This is a genomic window from Acidimicrobiales bacterium (assembly GCA_041394265.1).
Taxonomy (GTDB): domain Bacteria; phylum Actinomycetota; class Acidimicrobiia; order Acidimicrobiales; family SZUA-35; genus JBBQUN01.
Genome location: JAWKIO010000005.1, coordinates 3,275,769 through 3,295,468 on the forward strand (window position 1 = coordinate 3,275,769; position 19,700 = coordinate 3,295,468).

Annotated in this window: 17 protein-coding genes; 7 read left to right on the top strand and 10 right to left on the bottom strand. The window is 66.8% G+C overall.

Translation table 11 applies throughout. The features are described from left to right. Window positions 1–2: 2 nt before the first annotated feature. The gene (locus R2733_16045; GenBank protein ID MEZ5378020.1) at window positions 3–1,097 is read right to left on the bottom strand and encodes an NAD(P)-dependent alcohol dehydrogenase; all 1,095 of its coding nucleotides are present in this window, start codon (window positions 1,095–1,097) and stop codon (window positions 3–5) included. Window positions 1,098–1,182: 85 nt separating this feature from the next. Then, window positions 1,183–1,563 (bottom strand): DUF4389 domain-containing protein, encoded by a 381-nt coding sequence (locus R2733_16050; protein MEZ5378021.1) that lies wholly within the window; start codon window positions 1,561–1,563, stop codon window positions 1,183–1,185. Between the two features lie 171 nt (window positions 1,564–1,734). Between R2733_16050 and R2733_16055 the strand changes: the two genes are divergently transcribed. The 3 genes from R2733_16055 to R2733_16065 are packed head-to-tail and all read left to right on the top strand — an operon-like array spanning window position 1,735 to window position 4,694. Further along, the gene (locus R2733_16055) at window positions 1,735–3,531 is read left to right on the top strand and encodes an amidohydrolase (protein ID MEZ5378022.1); all 1,797 of its coding nucleotides are present in this window, start codon (window positions 1,735–1,737) and stop codon (window positions 3,529–3,531) included. Between the two features lie 50 nt (window positions 3,532–3,581). Then, complete coding sequence (locus R2733_16060; GenBank protein MEZ5378023.1) at window positions 3,582–4,313, top strand: hypothetical protein; 732 nt, start codon at window positions 3,582–3,584, stop codon at window positions 4,311–4,313. A gap of 3 nt (window positions 4,314–4,316) precedes the next feature. After that, window positions 4,317–4,694 carry a RidA family protein gene (locus R2733_16065; GenBank protein ID MEZ5378024.1) on the top strand — a complete coding sequence of 126 codons (378 nt, stop codon included), beginning with the start codon at window positions 4,317–4,319 and terminating at the stop codon, window positions 4,692–4,694. 51 nt (window positions 4,695–4,745) lie between these two features. Here the strand turns inward: R2733_16065 and R2733_16070 are convergent, their stop codons facing one another. The 4 genes from R2733_16070 to R2733_16085 form a co-directional block, all read right to left on the bottom strand. Beyond that, window positions 4,746–7,007, bottom strand: coding sequence for a xanthine dehydrogenase family protein molybdopterin-binding subunit (locus tag R2733_16070; GenBank protein MEZ5378025.1), 2,262 nt, complete (start codon window positions 7,005–7,007; stop codon window positions 4,746–4,748). 16 nt (window positions 7,008–7,023) lie between these two features. Continuing rightward, window positions 7,024–7,818 carry a hypothetical protein gene (locus R2733_16075; protein MEZ5378026.1) on the bottom strand — a complete coding sequence of 265 codons (795 nt, stop codon included), beginning with the start codon at window positions 7,816–7,818 and terminating at the stop codon, window positions 7,024–7,026. A gap of 14 nt (window positions 7,819–7,832) precedes the next feature. Then, the gene (locus R2733_16080; protein ID MEZ5378027.1) at window positions 7,833–8,378 is read right to left on the bottom strand and encodes a VOC family protein; all 546 of its coding nucleotides are present in this window, start codon (window positions 8,376–8,378) and stop codon (window positions 7,833–7,835) included. A gap of 131 nt (window positions 8,379–8,509) precedes the next feature. Further along, complete coding sequence (locus R2733_16085) at window positions 8,510–9,919, bottom strand: sulfatase-like hydrolase/transferase (GenBank protein MEZ5378028.1); 1,410 nt, start codon at window positions 9,917–9,919, stop codon at window positions 8,510–8,512. Window positions 9,920–9,997: 78 nt separating this feature from the next. Between R2733_16085 and R2733_16090 the strand changes: the two genes are divergently transcribed. From R2733_16090 to R2733_16100, 3 genes are all read left to right on the top strand, one after another. Beyond that, window positions 9,998–10,621, top strand: coding sequence for a TetR/AcrR family transcriptional regulator (locus R2733_16090; protein MEZ5378029.1), 624 nt, complete (start codon window positions 9,998–10,000; stop codon window positions 10,619–10,621). 106 nt (window positions 10,622–10,727) lie between these two features. After that, the gene (locus R2733_16095; GenBank protein ID MEZ5378030.1) at window positions 10,728–12,191 is read left to right on the top strand and encodes a 4-hydroxyphenylacetate 3-hydroxylase N-terminal domain-containing protein; all 1,464 of its coding nucleotides are present in this window, start codon (window positions 10,728–10,730) and stop codon (window positions 12,189–12,191) included. Between the two features lie 60 nt (window positions 12,192–12,251). Continuing rightward, window positions 12,252–12,578, top strand: a complete 327-nt coding sequence (locus R2733_16100) for a DUF6204 family protein (GenBank protein ID MEZ5378031.1) — start codon at window positions 12,252–12,254, stop codon at window positions 12,576–12,578. A gap of 14 nt (window positions 12,579–12,592) precedes the next feature. Here the strand turns inward: R2733_16100 and R2733_16105 are convergent, their stop codons facing one another. Together R2733_16105 and R2733_16110 are read right to left on the bottom strand one after the other, a co-directional pair. Then, the gene (locus R2733_16105) at window positions 12,593–13,270 is read right to left on the bottom strand and encodes a nitroreductase (protein MEZ5378032.1); all 678 of its coding nucleotides are present in this window, start codon (window positions 13,268–13,270) and stop codon (window positions 12,593–12,595) included. Window positions 13,271–13,295: 25 nt separating this feature from the next. Beyond that, on the bottom strand, window positions 13,296–14,339 hold the full coding sequence (locus R2733_16110) for a 1-aminocyclopropane-1-carboxylate deaminase (GenBank protein ID MEZ5378033.1): 1,044 nt from the start codon (window positions 14,337–14,339) through the stop codon (window positions 13,296–13,298). Window positions 14,340–14,405: 66 nt separating this feature from the next. Here R2733_16110 and R2733_16115 point away from each other — a divergent pair, with 66 nt between their 5' ends. After that, on the top strand, window positions 14,406–15,029 hold the full coding sequence (locus tag R2733_16115; protein MEZ5378034.1) for a GntR family transcriptional regulator: 624 nt from the start codon (window positions 14,406–14,408) through the stop codon (window positions 15,027–15,029). Between the two features lie 22 nt (window positions 15,030–15,051). Here R2733_16115 and R2733_16120 read toward each other — a convergent pair whose 3' ends face one another. Next, window positions 15,052–16,056 (bottom strand): dihydroorotate dehydrogenase-like protein, encoded by a 1,005-nt coding sequence (locus R2733_16120; protein MEZ5378035.1) that lies wholly within the window; start codon window positions 16,054–16,056, stop codon window positions 15,052–15,054. 1 nt (window position 16,057) lies between these two features. Further along, complete coding sequence (gene nifJ, locus R2733_16125; protein MEZ5378036.1) at window positions 16,058–19,690, bottom strand: pyruvate:ferredoxin (flavodoxin) oxidoreductase; 3,633 nt, start codon at window positions 19,688–19,690, stop codon at window positions 16,058–16,060. Window positions 19,691–19,700 lie beyond the last annotated feature (10 nt).

Here is a 19,700-nt window from a genome sequence, read left to right on the forward strand (position 1 = left end):
GGTCAGAACAACAGCACCGGCTTGATCACCTCGCCGCTGGCGCTTGCGGCCTCGGCGTCGTTGATCTGGTCGATCGCAAACGTGGTGATGAGCTCGTCGAACGGGAAGTCGCCGGCCGCATTCAGCGCGGCCAATCGAGGGATGAACTCGCTCGGGGTCGAGTCACCTTCCATCACGCCGGTGATGGTGCGGCCGCCGATCATCGACAGGAAGTCGAAGGTGATGTCGCCGAAGCCGACGCCCGCCATGCCCAAGGTCCCGAGGTTGTTCATGCCCTCGTAGAGCGAGCGGACGACGGCGGCGTTGCCGGTCGTGTCGAAGGCGTAGTCGGTGCCGCCCCCGGTGAGTTCCTGCATCTGGGCGGCGAAGGTGGTGGGGTCGCCGGACAGTGTGGCGGTGGCGCCGAACCGGGTAGCGAGATCGAGGCGAGACTGATGACGGTCGATGGCGATGATCGTGCCCGCGCCGGCCACCTTGGCGGCCATCACCGCACTCAGTCCGAGCGCGCCCGCGCCGGCGATGGCAACCGCCGAGCCCGGCTGGACGTCGAGGGTGTTCAAGATGGCACCGGCGCCGGTCTGCACACCGCAGCCCAGCGGGCCGAGCTTGGCGAGGTCGTAGGACGTGTCGACCTTCACGACCGAGCGCTCGGCGACGACCGTGTGCCCGGCGAACGAGGACTGTCCGAAGTAGTGCGAGCCCACACGGTTGCCGTCGGCGTCGGTGAAGGCTGCCGACCCGTCGGGCCGGCCGCCCGACATGTTGTGCAGGGAGAAGTTGAAGCAGTACGGCAACTTCCCCCTATTGCAGGCTGGGCAGTCGCCACACGAGTTGAAGCTCAGCACGACGTGATCGCCGACCTGCACCGAGGTGACCGAGTCGCCCACGGCCTCGACGACGCCGGCACCCTCGTGGCCATAGACCGCGGGTCCGGCGAAGAACTCGGGCGGGAGCTCACGAGACAACAGATCGGTGTGGCACATGCCGGCGGCGACGACCCGAACGAGCACTTCGTGCGCCGACGGTTCGGCAACCGTGAGCGTCTCGATCGAGAACGGACCGTTGCCAGTCCGGAGTACAGCAGCCGTGGTTTCCATGATCGGTACCTCGCGAAGGTCGGTGGTCGTGCGTGACCTTACTCACCAGTTCGGCCACACGTCAGACCCCCGGCCAGGGCGGCCGTCAGTCGGTCGTGAACGGTGGGTACTCGTCGGTGAGAAGGAGCGCATAGGCGTCGAAGCGAATGGTCACCCGGTTCATCTTCATCACCCAGGACCGCAGCGCCTCTGGCCACTTCCCAGTGGCGACCACGGCGAACAATGCCACCACCCAGCAGATGGCGCCGACGATCGTGATGGCCATGACATAGAGCAGTGCCGGGATCGCCCACAGGAAACGGAGCCCGACGGTGAGACGATCACGATCGACGAGGGCCGGCGTGAACTCGATGTCGACCGGCGTGCCGCCGGGCTCGGTTGCGGTCATGGCGAAGTCGAACGGAGGGAAGCTGTCGTGCATGAAACCGCCGTACATGCTGGCTCTCGTGGAGTAGCGGAGGATCATGATCTGGAAGTTGGGGGCCGTTGGACTCCTGGCGCAGCCGCAGCGGAAACCGTGGCACTAGGGTCGGCGGCGGGAGCGAGCGTGAGCAGAGGGAGGACCGTGATCGACGGCGACAGGCAACAGCAACCCGGGGCCGATCTCACGGTGTTTCGTGCGAGGTCCATCGTCACGATGGATCCCACCCGACCCCGCGCCGAGGCCATCGCCGTGCAGGGCGGCCGAATCATTGCCGTGGGCTCGTTCGACGAGGTGCGCTCGTCGCTCGGCGACCGGCCGCACACCATCGACGATCGGTTCGCCAACAGCGTGCTCCTTCCCGGTCTCATCGACCAGCATCTCCACCCGCTTCTCGCCGCATCGACCCTCACGTCGGAGGTCATTGCCCCCGAGGCATGGGTCATGCCGACCCGCACGTTCGCTGCGGCCCCCACCGAGGCCGACTACGACGAGCGCCTGGCTTCGGCGCATCGAGCGTTGCCGGCGGGGGAATGGCTGTGGTCGTGGGGCTACCACTTCCTGTGGCACGGCCCGATGAGTCGGCAACGACTCGACGCGATCGTCGGCGACCGGCCCACGGCCATCTGGCAACGGTCGTGTCACGAGTGGTACCTCAACACTGCCGCCATGGACACCCTTGGTGTGACCGCCGAGAACATGGCAGGCCACGGCGCGGCGAGTGACATGATCGACCTCGACCGAGGGCATTTCTGGGAGAGCGGTTGGATGGTCGTCCTCGCCCGCCATCTGATGCCGGTGTTCCTCACCGAGCAACGCTTCCGCGACGGCCTCGAGCAGATGGTCGAGTATCTCCACATGAATGGCGTCACCGCCATCAACGAGCCCGGCATCAGCTGGAAGGTCGAGCCCTGGCACCTGTACCAGGAGATCCTGGGACGCCACGACGTCCCCTTCACCTCGACCTTTCTCGTCGACGGTCGGAATCAGTCGGTGCAGCGGCTCGACCCAGCACTGGTGGTCGACGATGCCGACGAGCAGGTCGCCCGCGCCCCGGCAGGAAAGGTCTCGATGGTGCCCCGGCAGGTGAAGCTGTTTGCCGACGGGGCGATCATCTCGCAGCTGATGCAGATGCGAGACGGCTACCTCGACGCAGCAGGTCGACCCGATCCGCACCACCACGGCGAGTGGCTGATGGATCCGCCGACGCTGCGCCGGTACTTCGATGCCTACTGGGACGCGGGCTGGCAGATCCACGTGCACGTCAATGGCGACTTGGGACTCGAGGTCCTGCTCGACATCATCGACGACGCCATGCAGCGACAGCCGAGGATCGATCACCGCACCGTGATCGTGCACTTCGCCACGTCGACCGAGGAGCAGGTGCAGCGGATCGGCCGGCTCGGGGCGATCGTGTCGGCCAATCCGTACTATCCGATCGGCTTCGCCGACCGCTACCGGGAGGTCGGACTCGGCCCCGACCGAGCCGACCCGATGGTCCGAGCTGCGTCGGTGCTGCGCCACGACATCCCGTTGTCGTACCACTCCGATCTGCCGATGGGGCCGAGCGACCCCATGGCGATGGCGTCGTTCGGGGTGAACCGCATCACCCACTCGGGACGAGTGACGGCACCCGAACAACGCATCTCGGTCCAGGACGCGCTCGAGGCCGTCACCATCGGTGCCGCCCACTCGTGGCGACGCGAACACGACCTCGGTTCGATCGAGGTCGGCAAGGTCGCCAACTTCACGGTGCTCGCCGATGACCCGTTCTCGGTGGATCCCACCGAACTCGGGCACATCACGGTCGAGGGCACCGTGTTCGAAGGCTCGTGGTTCCCGGTGCCGGAGGAGCACCGGCGGCGGCGCTCGCTGGCCGCAATCGGCGGCCTCGGTCGAGTCGTCGGTGAGCCGGGCCGCCACCCCGGCAACGCGGCGTGTGATGGCCACGGTTGTGGGTGCGAGGTGGCGCAGATGATCGCTGATCACCTGGCGCAACGGCCGGTCGCCTGATTGTGACGAGCCACTTGCACCAAGCACGTGCTTGGTGCGACCCTGTCGTCGTGACCGACCTCTCCGACATTCCCAACGTCCTCACCGACGAGCTCCGTGAGATGCTCGCCAGCGTGTCGACGGCGACCATCACCCACCAACTCCAGAATCGGGGCATGCGCAGCACCTTCTTCTCCGGCCTCAAGCCCTTGCTGCCCGGCCAGTCCATGGTGGGCCGAGCCCGCACCCTTCGCTATGTCGCCCATCGGGCCGACCTGGTCGGTGCCTACTCCGCGGGGCTGAATCCCCAGCGCAAGCTGTCCGAAACAGCCGAGCCCGGCGACGTCCTGGTCATCGAGGCTCGCGAGGTGCCCGACGCCGGCACCGTCGGCGACATCTACGCCATGCGGGCCTACCACCGCGGTGCGGTCGGGCTCATCACCGATGGTGCTCTGCGCGACACGCCGGCCATCGCCGAGCTGGGCAAGCCGGTCTATCACCAGGCGTCGCACGGCTCGACCTGGGGCCGGCACCACATGCCGTTCAGTTGCGATGAGCCGATCACCTGCGCAGGCGTGTTCGTGGTGCCCGGCGATGTGATCGTCGGCGATGCCGAGGGTGCCGTGGTGATCCCGGCCGCGCTGGTCGCGGAAGTCGCTCGTGATTGTGTCGCCCAGGAGGAGGTCGAGGCCTTCGCCATCGAGCGGGTTCGGGCCGGTGAGTCGACGGTCGGTTTGTTCCCGCTGTCGAAGGACCGGCGACCCGAGTTCGAGCAGTGGGCTGCCGACCGGGCGAAGGGCTGAGCCGTGACCAAACGACGTTCCATCCACATCGAGGGTCTCAGTCATCTCACCGCCATCCCGGTCGCCACTCAGATCGGCCCGCTCGTGGTGAGTTCGGTCATCGCCCCGTTCGATCCGGGCACCCGCAACGTGCCCGAGGATCCGGCCGCCCAGGTCGCCAACATTTTCCGCCATGTTCAGGCCATGCTCGACGAGGCCGGCGCCACGTGGGACGACGTCGCCAAGATGGACTTCTGGGCCCCGAGTGCCGAAGCCCGAGCGATCATCGATGGCCCCTGGGTCGAGTACTTCCCCGACGAGGCGTCGCGTCCGTCTCGTCACACCCACGTCGATGATGGCGGCGCAATGCGCGCCACCTTCATGGCCTACATCGCCGACTGAACCGGTCGGTTCCGTTGGCCGGCTGACCGCAGCCGGCCAACGGCGACGAACCTACGCGTTCGGCTGGGCGGCCTGGACCGCACCCCACACCCGCTCGGGGGTGAGCGGCGTTTCGAGATGCCGGATCCCGAGCGGTGCCAACGCATCGATGATGGCGTTGTAGACCGCAGGGATCGATCCGACGGTGCCCGACTCGCCAATGCCCTTGGCCCCCAACTCGTTGACCCACGTGGGGGTCTCGAGATGCACGACGTCGAACGACGGCAGCTCAGTGGCCGAGATCACCGGGTAGCTCATGAAGTTGCCGGTGAGCAGCGTGCCGTCGTCGGAGTAGACGATCTGCTCCATCAGCACCTGGGCGATGCCCTGTGCCAGGCCGCCGTGGACCTGGCCCTCGGCGATCATCGGGTTGAGGATGCGCCCGGCGTCGTCGGCGGCCACGATGCGGACCAGGGTGGTGAGGCCGGTATCGAGATCGACCTCGACGACAGCGATGTGGGCACCGCTCGGGAAGGTCGGCATCTCGGCGGTGAAGTCGTTGAACTCATACAGCGGCGCATCGAGCTGGTCGGCCAGCTGGTCCCACGACACCGCGACGGCCGGGCTCCCCACCACGTGGAAGTTGCCCGACTCGGCATCGAGCACGATGTCAGCCTCGGCTGCCTCGAGCCGATCGGCGGCCAGCGACCGGGCGGCGTCGATCAGCTGCGTGGTTGCCGCGGCGATGGCCGAGCCACCGATCTGCACCGACCGTGAGCCCACCGTGAGTCCGCCGCGCGCCACCTGATCGGTGTCGCCATGGACGACGTCGATGCGATCGAGTGGGATGCCGGTGCGATCGGACACGATCATCGCCCACGTGGTCTCGTGGCCCTGGCCGTAGGGGGTGGAACCGGACACCACTCGGACGCGACCGTCGTCGGTGAACTCGACCGAGCCGAACTCGCTGCCGGGGGCACCGGCGGTGATCTCGACGTAGCAGCCGATCCCGATACCCAGTGCCGTGCGGTCGCCCCGCGCTCGCCGCTCGGACTGTTCGGCCCGAAGGGTGTCGTAGTCGATGGCCTCGATGGCGGCCTCGAGCGCTGCGGGGTAGTCGCCGACGTCGTAGGTGGTGCCGATACCGGTGACGTAGGGCTCGGTGAATCGGGGGACGAGATTCTTGCGGCGCACCTCGGCCGGGTCCATGCCGATCTCGGCGGCGTAGCGATCGATCATGCGCTCGATGGCCACCGTGGCCTCGGGGCGGCCGGCGCCGCGATAGGCGGTGGTGGACGCCGTGTTGGTGACACACGTGGTGGCGGTGAAGCCGACGTTGCGGATCTCGTAGGTGCCCGTGAGCATGCGCTGGGTCATCCCGGCGAGCACGGCCCCGATGATCGGGTAGGCGCCGGCGTCTTGGAACACGTCGAGCTGATACCCGGTGATCATGCCGTCGGGTGTGCCCGACAGCTTGGCGTACTGCACCTGGGACCGACCGTGAGGCATCGCCATCAGGTTCTCGGAGCGGGTCTCGGTCCAACGGACCGGACGACCGATGGCTCGGGAGAAGAAGCCGAGCGTGAGTTCTTCGGGGTAGCTGCGTGACTTGGCGCCGAAGCCGCCACCGACGTCGGGAACCACGACCCGAACCTGCTCGGTCTCGAGCCCATAGATCTTGGCCAACAGGTCGCGGGTCGGGTGCGCGCCCTGGCAAGCCGAGTAGTGCACGAGCCGGCCATCGTCGGTCCACCACGCCGCGCCCGAACGAGGCTCGATCGGTGCTGCGGTCAGCCGCTGGTTGACGATTCGTTCTTCGACCACGACCTGGGCGTCGGTGAAGTCGGCCTGGTCGGGCGAGGTCATCCGGCTGACGACGTTGGTGCCGTGCTCGGGGAACAGCAGCACCTCGTCGCGAGCCGACTGCTCGACGTCGACCACGGCCTCGAGCGGCTCGTACTCGACGAACACCAGCTCGGCGGCGTCCATCGCCTCGGCCAGCGATTCGGCGACGATGGCGACGATCGGCTCGCCGACATGGCGCACGGTGTCGCTCGCCATGAACGGGCGACGCATCGCCTCGGGGAAGATCGGGAGCACGTTGGGAGCGAGCCCCATCTCGGCGATGTCGTCGGCGGTGAAGACGCCGACGACGCCCGGCGCGGTGCGGGCCTCGCTGGTGTCGATCGAGGTGATGCGGGCGTGCCCCATGATCGAGCGCACGTAGGTGAGGTGGGTGTCGCCGGTCAGCGGCATGTCGGCCACGTATGACCCACCAACCGTGAGAAAGGCGCGATCTTCGCGACGGACGACCCGGTTTCCGAGGATGCTCATGGTTGCCTTCGTCTCGTCAGTCGGTCACGCCGAAGCTGATCTGGCCAAGCGGCCCGAAGTCGGCGACGAACGATTCGCCGGCCTGGATGGGATGCGCCTTGATGAACGAGCCCGACAGCACGCTGTGCCCGGCCTGCATCTCGACACCGAACTCGTCGAGTTTGCGGGCCAGCCAGGCGACCGAGTTGATCGGATTGCCCATGACGGCGGCTGCCGTACCCGACTCTTCGATCTCGCCGTTCTTGTAGAGGGCCCCGCCCACGTGGCGAGGATCGATGTCGTTCAGCGACACCGGGTTGCCGGCCACCATGATGAACCCGCACGAGGCGGCGTCGGAGATGCTGTCGACGACTCCGGGCAACCCTCGCTTGGCGTAGCGGGTGTCGACCACCTCGATCGCCGGAATGATGAAGTCGGTGGCCCGCATGACGTCGACCGCGTTGACGTCGGGGCCGCCGAGGTTCTCCTTGAGCACGAAAACGAGCTCGATCTCGACCAGTGGCCGGTTCATCATGCTCATCGAGACCTTCGAGCCCTCGTCGAGGAACCAGTTGTCGAAGAGCGTGCCGTAGTCGGGCTCGGTGGCGCCCGTGGTCGAGCGCATGGCCTTGGACGTGAGGCCGACCTTGTGGCCCTTCACGACACGACCGTTCGCCACCTTGATCTCGGTGACCAGCTGCCCGACGGCGTAGGCATCTTCGATGTCGGCCCCCTCATAGCGAAGCGTCAGCGGCTCGATCCACTCCCGAGTGAGCTCGGCGTGGACGAGCGCCTCGGCGGCCTCGCGATGTTGGGCCTCGGTCATGTGCATGGGGGCAGAATCCTCTACTGGTTGGTGCCGAAGGTGGCGTAGTCGTTGTCGTCGAGCAGTGACTCGGGACCGGTGGTCGGCAGGACTTCGAAGTAGCTCAGTGCGGCGTCGACGTCGCCCTCCCAGACCTCCTGCGGCAGATCGTAGAGCACCTCGACACCGTGACCGTCGGGGTCGACCACATAGGCGCTGTGGGTCATGCCGTGGTTGCCACGGATGGCGAACTCGACGCCTTCGTTCTGCAGGTACTCGATCTGCGCAAGCCACGAGTCGCGGTCGGGATACGCCAAGGCGAAGTGAGCGATGCCGGGGATGCCGGTGAACATGTCCCAGTTGGGCGGCGCACCAGCGCCCTCGGGGTTGGGAATCTGCACCAACGCGAGGTCATGGTGGTGACCTTCATCGCCTCGGTAGAACCGCATGTCGACGCCGGGGGCGCCGGGGGAGTTCAGCTTGCCGCACGGCTCGAAACCGAGCAGGCCGTAGAACCGCTCGGACGCCTCGATGTCTCGGACATTGAGGACGAGATGCTGGAGAAGTGGACGTGACGGTGACGGCATGGCATGGCTCCTTTGGGCGTTCCCGAATGGCCGAGTCTGACACGATTCGACGATGGAAGGCAAACCAAGCGTTTGCTTGGGGAGTGGTCAGTCGTGTGAATGCGAGCGACCCCGTGTCACCTCCGAGGCGGTCAGTCGCCTTCGCTCACGGCCGGTTGACCGCTGCGGGCGTGGCGAGGCACACCGGGATGGTTGGCGGGGTAGGGGTGGAGTTGGGCGGCGTAGGCGTCGTAGACCGCTCGCAGCTCGGCCACGACGTCGGGGTGATGGCGGGCGATGTCGGCTGCCTCTCGACCGTCGACCGTGACGTCGTAGAGGAGTTCGTAGTCGCCATAGCGCCGGGGCCAGTTGCCGAGGATTGCTCGGTCTCGGAGATCGCGCAGGTACTTGAAACGGCCTCGGCGAACCGCTCCCTGGCTCGAGATCCGCCAGACGAGATCGTGCTCGGGGTAGTCGGCGCCGTCGACCAGCCATGGCAGCAGGCTCACGCCATCGAGTGGGTACTCGGGATCGGGTGTTGCGCCGGCGGCGTCGATCAGCGTCGCGGTCCAGTCCATGGTGATCGAGGCCCGATCGGTGCGTTGGCCGCCGGCAACCGCTTCTGGCCACCGCACGATGAACGGCACCCGGATGCCACCTTCGGTGAGGTCGCCCTTCTCGCCGACGAACGGCCAGTTGTTCGACCAGCGCTCGCCGCCGTTGTCGGATGCGAACACGATGATGGTGTCGTCGGTCTTGCCGGCGGCATCGAGTGCGTCGAGCACCCTGCCGATGCCGTCGTCCATCGTCTCGACCAGTTCGCCGTACTTCGCCAGCGACCCGGCGTCCTTGTGGAGGAGTGGGAACGGCACGGCGCCGTCCTCGTAGTCGGCGCGAATTCGTGCACCGACCTCGGCGTCGCCTCGACCCTCCCAGGGCCAGTGGGGGGCGGTGTAGTTCAGCTGGAGGTAGAACGGACGGTCTCGCCCGCTCGACACGTACGCCGCAGCCTTCTCCGAGATGATGTCGGTGTAGTAGCCGGTCATCTCGACCGGCGTCTCGCCCTCCCAGAGGTCGGGTTCGCCGAGTGTGCCGATGTGTTCGAAGTAGTCCATCGCGCCGTCGAGGTTGCCGAAGAACGTGTCGAACCCGATGCGGAGCGGGCTGTACCAGGGAAGCCACCCGCAATGCCACTTGCCGAACATCGCCGTGTCGTAGCCCACGCCCTTCAACAGTGATGGCAGGGTCGGGTGGTCGGCGGGGATGCCATTGCCGTCGCGACGCGTGCGCAGCGGTTCCTCGAGACCGGCTTCGAGTCGGCCGGGATGGCGGCCGGTGTAGAGCGAGATGCGGGTGAGCGAACACCAGGGTGAACCCGAATAGCCGTGGGTGAAGCGGATGCCCCCTGCGGCCAGTCGATCGAGGTTTGGCGTCGTGATGGCGTCCGAGCCGTAGCACCCAAGGTCGGCCCAGCCCAGGTCGTCGGCGAGGATGAAGATGATGTTCGGGGGTGCCGTGCGACCCACTTGCGTGCTGACGAAGTCGGTCTCGACGTTGCTCATGCGGCGACCCTACTGCAAGCTGTTCGTTCGCCTGGTCGCGACGATCGCCCCTGAACGTGACCCGACCCCGAGGATGGCATGCGACCCAAGACCGACCGCCGGAGCAAGCAGGGTGCGGAGTCCCGAGCCCGCATCCTCGAGGCGACGTTCGAGATCGCGAACGAGCTGGGCTATCAGGGGACCTCGATCGCCAAGGTGTCGGCCAAGACCGGGCTGCCGGCCAGTTCGATCTACTGGCATTTCAGCGACAAGGACCACTTGTTCGCCGAGATGATCACCGACAGCTTCGATCGCTGGTGGGCCTCACTGCCGGATTGGGGACCGGTCGACAGCGAGGGTGGGCGAGCCGACGCGATCGCCCGTCGGATCCACGACTCGATCGACAGCATCGCATCGAGTCCGGAGTTCTGGCGGCTGGGCCTGATGCTGGCGCTCGAGCGGCAGGACGTGGAACCGACGGCGCGTCGACGCTTCATCGAGATCCGGGCGATGGTGCTCGACGACCTCGCCGAGTTCTGGCGTCGGGCACTGCCGGAACGGGCGGTGGCGACACCCGAGGCGCCGCGGTTGCTGGCCTCGTTCACGATGGCGGCGGCCGATGGGATCTTCGTCGCGGCGCAATCCGAGGACGACGTCGACCTGTCGGCCTTGGCGGATCTGCTTGCTGCGTCACTCGAAGCCGCAGCTCAACGGCTGACTTGACGTTGGCCCTTGCGGCCGTTCGGCGGGCGAACTAGACATTCGACTCGCTGTAGTGATCGCTACGGTGAAGTTCGACGCCGAAGGAACGGCGAGACAGGGGACCGTCATGGGCGCACGTACAGGTGCGGAGTATCTGGCCGGTTTGGCTGCGACCGATCGCGACGTCTGGGTCGACGGGGAGCGGATCGACGATGTCGCGTCGCATCCCAAACTGGCGGGCGGCGCTGCCTCGTTGGCCGCCCAGTTCGACCGTCAGCACACCTACGCCGACGAGTGCTTGATCCCCGACCCGGAAACCGGCGAGCCCATCAGCATCAGCCACATGATCCCCCGGTCGAAGGACGACCTCCGCCGTCGCCACGTGGGCCTCCTTCGACTCACCGAGGGAACCTCCGGCCTGATGGGTCGCACGCCCGACTACATGAACATGAAGTTCTCGGGCTTCGCATCGGCACCGTGGGTGTGGGCCGGCGCCGATGGCTCGCGGCAGCAACACGCCGACAATCTGGTCGCCTATCAGAAGCGCCTGGCTCGACAGGACATCGCACTGACCCACACCATCATCCAGCCGACGATCGACAAGCGGACCGACGGGCGGATCCTCGACAACAAGGTCACCATCCACAAGGTCGGCGAGACCGACGAGGGCATCGTCGTTCGCGGTGCGCGGGTGCTGGCGACGCTGGCGCCCTTCGCCGACGAGACCACCGTCTACCCGGCGCTGCCGATTCCGCCTGGCGCCGACGACTACGCCCTTGCCTTCGCCATCCCGCTCGACACGCCCGGCCTGAAGTTCTTGTGCCGCGACTCGATGTCGTCGTCCGGTCGGCCGGCGTTCGACCAGCCGCTGTCGTCGCGCTTCGACGAGCAGGACGCCTTCTGCATCTTCGACGACGTGGTGGTCCCGTGGGATCGGATCTTCATCGACGGCGACGTCGATGTGTACAACTCGATCCAGCAGACCGGCTACGCGATCAACATGACCAGCCAGTCGACCACCCGGGCGCTGGCCAAGCTGCAGTTCGCCTACGGACTGGCCTGTCGCATGGCCGAGATGATCGGCGATCACAGCCCGTCGACGGTCGACATGCTCGGCGAGATCGCCTGCTACGTCGAGGTCACCCGCTCGGCGCTCGAGTTGTCGATCGAGCAGGGCTTCGAAAGGGAGCAGGACGGTGTCTGGTTCCCCGACGGCCGACCCCTCAACCCGATGCGGGCGCTGCTCGCCACGTGGATGCCACGAGTCGCCGAGATCATCACGCTCATCGGCAGCCACAACCTGCTGACCACGCCGACCAAGCAGCAGCTCGACGATCCGGCGTTGCGGCCCCTGATCGACGAAACCCTCTACGGTGCCGACGACGTGAACGCGCTCGACCGGGCGGCCCTCTTCCGGATGGCGTGGGACTTCGTCGGATCGGGCCTGGCCGGTCGTGGCTTCCTCTACGAGCGCTTTTATCTCACGTCCGCGGCGCGGAACCGAAATATGATGCACAACGTCTTCGCCGACAAAGCCCGTCCGGCCGAGCTCGTCGACCAGATGTTGGGACTCCCCGACCGGTCGGCCTGAGCAGGGGCCGCCGCTGGTTGGTTCACAGGGGACAAATCTCGACCAGCCAGCGGAGGCCTCATGACCACCATCTATCGAGCCGTCGTGCGAGGCCAGTTCGCCGACCTCGACGACGCCCACCGGACCGAGTTGCGGGCGCACGCGGCCGAGCACGACTACTTCCACTCGGCGTTCACCAAGGACGGCACCTTCACCTACGACGAGCAGGTCGTGTCGTTCAATCTCCGCTACGAGCTGCGCTTCCCATCCGACGCCGACGACGCCAGCTCGGCGGCCGCCGAGCAATCGGCACTCGAACGGGCCAAACGATTCCTCGATGCCGAGGGGCTCGGCTACAAACGGTTGCGGGCGAACGTCACCGACATGGCGTCGATGTGGCGAGACTGAGCTCGCTCACGTGATCAGTCGAAACCGACGAAGCTGACGTCGCTGTCGACCGGCACTCGCCGTGACACCACATGGTTGGCCACGAACTCGTCGTTCGGATACCCCATGGCGACGCAGGTCATGATCACCTCGTTCTCGGGGATGTTGGCGTGTTCTCGCACGACTGACGACTGCATGATGCCTTGACCGTTGATCACGCAGCCAAGGCCTTTGGAAGTGGCGGCCAACACCAATCCGTAGGTGGCGGCGCCGCAGTCGAAGTGGGCAATGGTGTCGTCGGCCAACTCGGCGTCGATCGTGACGACGACCGACACCGGCGCGTCGAACTGGCGGAAGCCGCGCATGACCCAGTCCTGCCGGCGCTCTTTGTCGTCGCGCTCGATGCCCATCGCCTCGAACAGTTGCACGGCGATCTCGATCTGGCGCTCGCGGTGGACGCCCTGGTAGCCGTGGCCTGACATCTTGATCTCACGGTCGACGGCGGCACCCGCCAACATGCGCTCGGTGTTGCCCTTGCGGATCGCTTCCAGCGGTGCACCGGTGACCACGTGGAAGTTCCAGGGTTGGGTGTTCATCGACGACGGCGCCCGCTTGGCGATGGCGACGATCTCGGCCATCAGCTCCTGTGGCACCGGATCGGGCTTGTACCCGCGGGTGCTGCGACGTTGGGAAACCAGCTGTTCGAAGTCCATCGCCGGACCCTAGTGCGAGCGGCGTTCAGTGCGAGAGTTCACGCTCGGGGGAGCCGAGGCCCGGGAAACCGGCGTATGCCGGCAGCGCGGGTTGACCGCCGAGGTGGCAGTAGAGCACGCGCGAGCCGGCGGGGATCTCGCCGCTGCGGATCATCCCGATGAGACCGGCCATCGACTTGCCCTCGTAGACGGGGTCGGTGAGCATGCCCTCGGTACGAGCGGCGAGGTGGATGGCCTCGACGGTGCCGGCATCGGGTACGCCGTAGGCCGGACCCTCGTAGCCGCTGATGATGGTGATCTCGTCGTCGCGCAGCGGTCGACCGAGCTCGATCAGCTCGGCGGTGTTGGTGGCGATCCGGGTGACCTGCTCGACGGTCTGGTCGAGGGTCCCCGATGCGTCGATGCCGATGACCTTTCGGCCGGGTCGGTCGGAGATGGCGAACCCGGCGATCATGCCGGCGTGGCTGGAGCCGGTGACGGTGCAGACGATGATGGTGTCGAAGAACGTGTCGAGTTCGGCTTCCTGCTGTTCGACCTCGACCGCCCAGTTCGCGAAGCCGAGGCCACCGAGTCGGTGGTCGGAGGCGCCGGCGGGAATGGCGTAGGGCGTGCCGCCGGCCTCGACCACCGACTCGAGGGCGCGCTTCCAGCTGTCGCGAAAGCCGATGTCGAAGCCGGCGGGATCGACCCGGACGTCGCCACCCATGATCCGAGTGAGCTGGATGTTGCCCACCTTGTCGTAGACCATGTCGTTGTAGTCGACCCATCCCTCCTGCACGGTCACGGCCTTGAGCCCGAGGTGGCAGGCGACGCCGGTGACCTGGCGGGTGTGGTTCGACTGGATGCCGCCGATCGACACGAGCGTGTCGCAGCCGGTGTCGAGGGCATCGGCGGCGAGGTACTCGAGCTTGCGCACCTTGTTGCCACCGAAGGCGATGCCCGAATTGCAGTCCTCTCGCTTGGCCCAGATCTCGACCTCGCCGCCGAGGGCGGCGCTCAGTCGGGGGAGCGGGTGGATCGGCGAGGGGCCGAAGAGGAGGGGTTCGCGGCGGAAGTCGGCGAGTGGCATGGTGCTCCGATCGATGGTGCCACCCGGTGCCGGGCGGCGATCGTAGAATCGTATACGATCCTTGCCATGTCAACGGTCGACCTCGTCCAGCAGGCGGTGATGCGCGATCTGGTGCGAGGTGCGCTGTCGCCGGGTTCTTGGGTACGACAAGACGAGTTGGCCGAACGCCTCGGTGTCAGCAAGATCCCGGTTCGTGAGGCCTTACAGCGGTTGACGGCACTCGGTCTGCTGCGAATCGAGCCCAACCGCGGCGTCGTGGTGCCAACGCTCTCGGCCGACGAGGCAGAAGAGAACTACTCGCTGCGACGAGCGATTGAGCCCGTCCTGCTGAAGCGAGCGATGCGGGCAATCTCGATCGTCGACCTGGCCGAGGCCGAGCTCGCGCTCGCCACAGGATCGGTGCCGACGATGTCATCGACCGAGCAGAACTGGGCATTTCATCGTGCGTTGTATCGGGCATCGGGCTGGGATCGCGGCCTCGCCATGGCCGAGATCTTGCACGCCAGCGTTGCGCCGTATGTCGAGCTCTACACCGACGGACTCGGCGGCAACGACGCCTCCCAGGCCGAGCATCGAGCGCTGCTCGATGCCGCCCGTGAGGGAAATGTCAGAGCTGCGAACGGCCTCCTGCTGCGCCACCTCGACAATGCCGCCGCTGCCCTCCTCGATTACCTCGACACCGACGAATAGCCGGCACCAAGGCGTCGCTGCTTCAGCTGGTCGGTGCGTAGCTGACGAGCGTCTTCATGTAGTTGGTGCGCTCGAAGGCGCTCGGGTCGGGAACGTTCGCCTGGCTGACGCTGCCGCGAGCCTGGTCGATCGAGTCGTAGCCGTGGTCACCGAGCCAACACTCGACCCCGGCGAGAACGTGTGTGAGGTGTTCAGGGCCGTGGTGGAGGAGGGCGGACGCCATCATCGTGACGTCGGCGCCGGCGAGGATGAGTTTGATGACGCCGTCGGCGTCGTGCACGCCGGTGGTGGCGGCGAGGTCGACATCGACCCGGCCCCGCAGGATCGCCATCCAGCGCAGCACTAGCCGCATCTCGGCCGGGGTGCTGAGGACCAGGTTGGGCACGACCTCCAGCGTGTCGAGATCGATGTCGGGCTGGTAGAAGCGGTTGAACAGCACGACCCCGTCGGCGCCAACCTCGGCCAACTGCCGCACCATGTTGCCGGTCGAGCTGAAGAAGGGGCCGATCTTCACTGCGAGGGGGATGTCGATGCTCGCTCGAACGCTCTCGACGAGGAGCAGGTAGCGGCGCTCCATGTCGGCGGCTCGCAGGTCGGGGTCGGCCGCGACGTGGTACACGTTCAGCTCGATGGCGTCGGCGCCTTCGTCCTGGAGCTCGGTCGCATAGTGAACCCAGCCACCATCGGAGGTGCCGTTGAGGCTGGCGATGACCGGGATACGAAGCGCCTTCTTGGCCTCGATCAACAGGTCGAGGTAACGGTCCGAGCCCGTGTTGTAGGTGTCGAGTGACGGGAAGTAGCCGTCGTTGCTCTCCGGGCTCAGCGACGAGCCATAGGAGGCGCCATGCTCGAGCAGGTCGAGGTCGTGCTCGACCTGTTCCTCGAACAGCGACGGCAACACGACGGCCGATGCGCCCGCCGCTTCGAGCTGGAGGAGTGACTCGAGCGATCCGGTCATCGGCGACGACGAGGCGACGATGGGATGGGCCAGTTCGAGGCCCAGGTAGGTGGTGGTGAGGTCGGTCATCTCAGGCTCCTGCCTCGGGGGCGGTCGACATGGCGTGGGCGGGGTCGCCCGGATTCGGGTCGAGGTGCCCGGGGTGGTCGTCGAGGTCGTCGACGATGCCGAACCGGGCCGTGCGCTCGACCTCGACCATCTGCTCGTAGAGATGCCAGCGGTCATCGATGTCGCGCTGGGCCGAGGTCATGAGCGCCTCGGCCCGCTCGGGGTTGGCCCGGGCCAGCATCGAGAAGCGGGCCTCGGTCATGGCGAACGTCTTGAAGTCGATCGTCGGCTTGCGACTGTCGAGGTGGAGGCTGTGTTCGCCTTCGGCCTCGCGCCGCGGGTCGTAGCGATAGAGCGGCCAGTACCCGCTGTCGGCCGCCATCTTCTGGTGGTTCATCATGTCGACCATGTCGATGCCGTGGGCGATGCACGGGCTGTACGCAATCACGAGCGACGGGCCCGGATGGGCAGCGGCTTCGCTGAGTGCCTTGACGGTCTGGGTCATGTTGGCGCCCATCGCGATGTGGGCGACGTAGACGTCGCCGTAGGCCATGGCGATCATGCCGAGGTCCTTCTTCGCCGTTCCCTTGCCGCCGGCCGAGAACTTGGCGATGGCGGCGCGAGGCGTCGACTTCGAGGTCTGGCCGCCGGTGTTCGAGTAGACCTCGGTGTCGAGCACGAGCACGTTCACGTTGCGGCCCGATGCCAGCACATGGTCGACGCCACCGAAGCCGATGTCGTAGGCCCAGCCGTCGCCGCCGATGAGCCACACACTGCGCTTCACCAGGTCGCCGGCGAGTGTCGCCAGCCTGTCGGCGAGGGGGCCAGGGTTCGCAGCGAGCCACTCGCGGAGTCGCTCGACGGCAGCCCGCTGACGAGCGATCGCCATCTCGTCGTCTTGCGGGTTGTCGAGCAACTCGCCGGCAAGCGGACCCATCGCCGGGGCCAGTTCTGCCACCAGTCGCCGGGCGTCGGCTTCGGTGTGGTCGAGCGCCAGGCGGATCCCCAGGCCGAACTCGGCGTTGTCCTCGAACAGCGAGTTGGCCCAGGCAGGGCCCCGGCCGTTCGCATCGACGGTGTAGGGCGTGGTCGGTAGATTGCCGCCGTAGATCGAGGAACAGCCGGTGGCGTTGGCGACGACCAGGCGGTCGCCGAGTTGTTGGGTGAGCAGCTTGATGTAGGGCGTCTCACCACATCCTGAGCAGGCACCGGAGTACTCGAAGAGCGGCTGCGCCTGTTGGGAGCCCTTGATCGAATCGAGGGCGAGGGTGATGCGTGGTCGTTCGGGCAGCGACAGGAAGTGCTCGAAGTTGACCCGTTCGGTCTCGAGGTGCTCGGCGATCGGCTCCATGTTGATCGCCTTGTGTTTCACGGCCGTCTTGCTCTTGGCCGGGCAGACGCTCACGCACACCCCGCAGCCGGTGCAGTCGTCGGGTGCGACCTGGATGATCAACTGCTGGCTGGGATCGGCCTTCTGAGCCTTCGAGAGGAACGTCGACGGCGCTCCCTCGACGCTGGCCTCGGGGACCACCTTCATCCGGATGGCGGCGTGAGGACAAACGAGAGCGCAGCGGGCGCAGTCGATACAGATCTCCGGGTCCCAGATCGGGATCTCGGCCGCGATCGTGCGCTTCTCCCACTGGCTGGTCCCGGTCGGGAACGAACCGTCGACCGGAAGGGCGCTCACGGGCAGCAGGTCGCCGTCACCGGCGAGCATCGCAGCGGTGACCCGCTGGACGAAGTCCGGCGCGCTCGGTGAAACCGCCGGCGGTCGATGCTGGGTCGAGATCGTTGCGCCGATCGGCATCCGCTGCAGTCCGGCGAGTGCGCCGTCGACGGCGGCGAAGTTGCGCTTGAGTGCCAGCTCGCCCCGCTTGCCGTAGCTCTTTGCGATGAAGTCCTTGATGGCGCCGATCGCCGTCTCGGTGTCCATCAGGTCGGTGAGGGAGAAGAAACACGTCTGGAGGACCGTGTTGACCCGGTTGCCGAGCCCGTTCTCGCGCGCCACCTTGCCGGCGTCGATCACCCACATCTCGAGGTCTCGTTCGACGATGATCTGTTGCGCCTCGGCCGGGAGCCGGTCCCAAGTGGCGTCGGCCGGGTACGGCGAGTTGATCAGGACCTTGGCGCCTCGTCTGGCAACCGACAGCAGATCTTGGCGGTCGAGCGATCCGAAGTGATGGATGCCGACGAAGTCGGCCTCACGGATCAGGTGGGCCGAGCGGATGGGTTCGGGGCCGAAGCGAAGATGCGACACGGTGGTCGAACCGGACTTCTTCGAGTCGTAGACGAAGTACCCCTGGGCGCACATGTCGGTGCGGTCGCCGATGATCTTCACGGAGTTCTTGTTGGCACCGACGGTCCCATCGCTCCCGAGGCCGTAGAACACCGCCCGCTGCACGGTGTCGGGCTCGTGCCAGGCGTCGGGGTCGTAGTCGACGCTGGTGTGGCACACGTCGTCGACGATGCCGACGGTGAGCGCCGTCCGTCCGTTCGGATCGGCCAGCTCGTCGAACACCGAGAACACCATCGGTGGCGTGAACTCCTTCGACGACAAGCCGTAGCGAGCGCCGATCACCCGAGGAATCGGCCCTCGCCGCCACCGCTGGGCGAGGGCCGCGACCACGTCGAGGTAGAGCGGGTCGCCGGTGGCGCCCGGTTCCTTGGTTCGATCGAGCACGGCGATGGACTCGGTGGTGGCCGGGAGGAGGTCGACGAGGGCGTCGACCGGGAACGGCCGGTAGAGGTGCACGGCGACCACGCCGACCTTGGCACCGTCGGCCACCATCGCATCGACGGCTTCGGCGACCGTGCCGGCGCCGGAACCCATGATCACGATGACCCGCTCGGCCTCGGGGTGTCCGTGGTACTCCATGAGGTGGTACCGACGCCCGGTGAGTTCGGCGAAGCGATCCATCTCGGCCTGGACGATGCCCGGTACTGCCCGGTGGAACGGCTCAGCCGCTTCGCGGGCCTGGAAGAAGACGTCGGGATTCTGCGCCGTCCCCCGAAGCACGGGTCGGTCGGGGTCGAGGCCACGCAGACGGTGAGCGTTGACCAGGTCGTCGTCGATCATGGCTCGGATCGTGGCGTCGTCGACCGCATCGATGGTGGCGACTTCGTGGCTGGTGCGGAACCCGTCGAAGAAATGGAGGAACGGCACTCGGCTGCGCAGCGTGGCAGCGTGCGAGATCAGCGCCATGTCTTGGGCTTCTTGTACCGAGCCGGCTGCCAGCATGGCCATGCCGGTCTGGCGGGCGGCCATGACGTCGCTGTGATCACCGAAGATGCTCAGGGCGTGTGCGGCGACCGAGCGGGCCGCAACATGGACAACCGACGGTAGGAGTTCCCCGGCGATCTTGTACAGGTTGGGGATCATGAGGAGCAGGCCCTGCGACGCCGTGAAGGTGGTGCTCAGCGCACCGGCCTGCAGCGAACCGTGGAGGGTGCCGGCGGCACCGGCCTCACTCTGCATCTCGATCACGTCGGGAACGGCACCCCAGAGGTTGCGATGACCCGCCTGCGTCCAGGCGTCGGCCAGTTCGCCCATCGGCGACGCCGGCGTGATGGGGTAGATCGCAATGACTTCGCTCACGCGGTGAGCGACTCGGGCCGCGGCTTCGTTGCCGTCGACAGTGATGTGCGTGGAGCTCATCGTTCGGTCT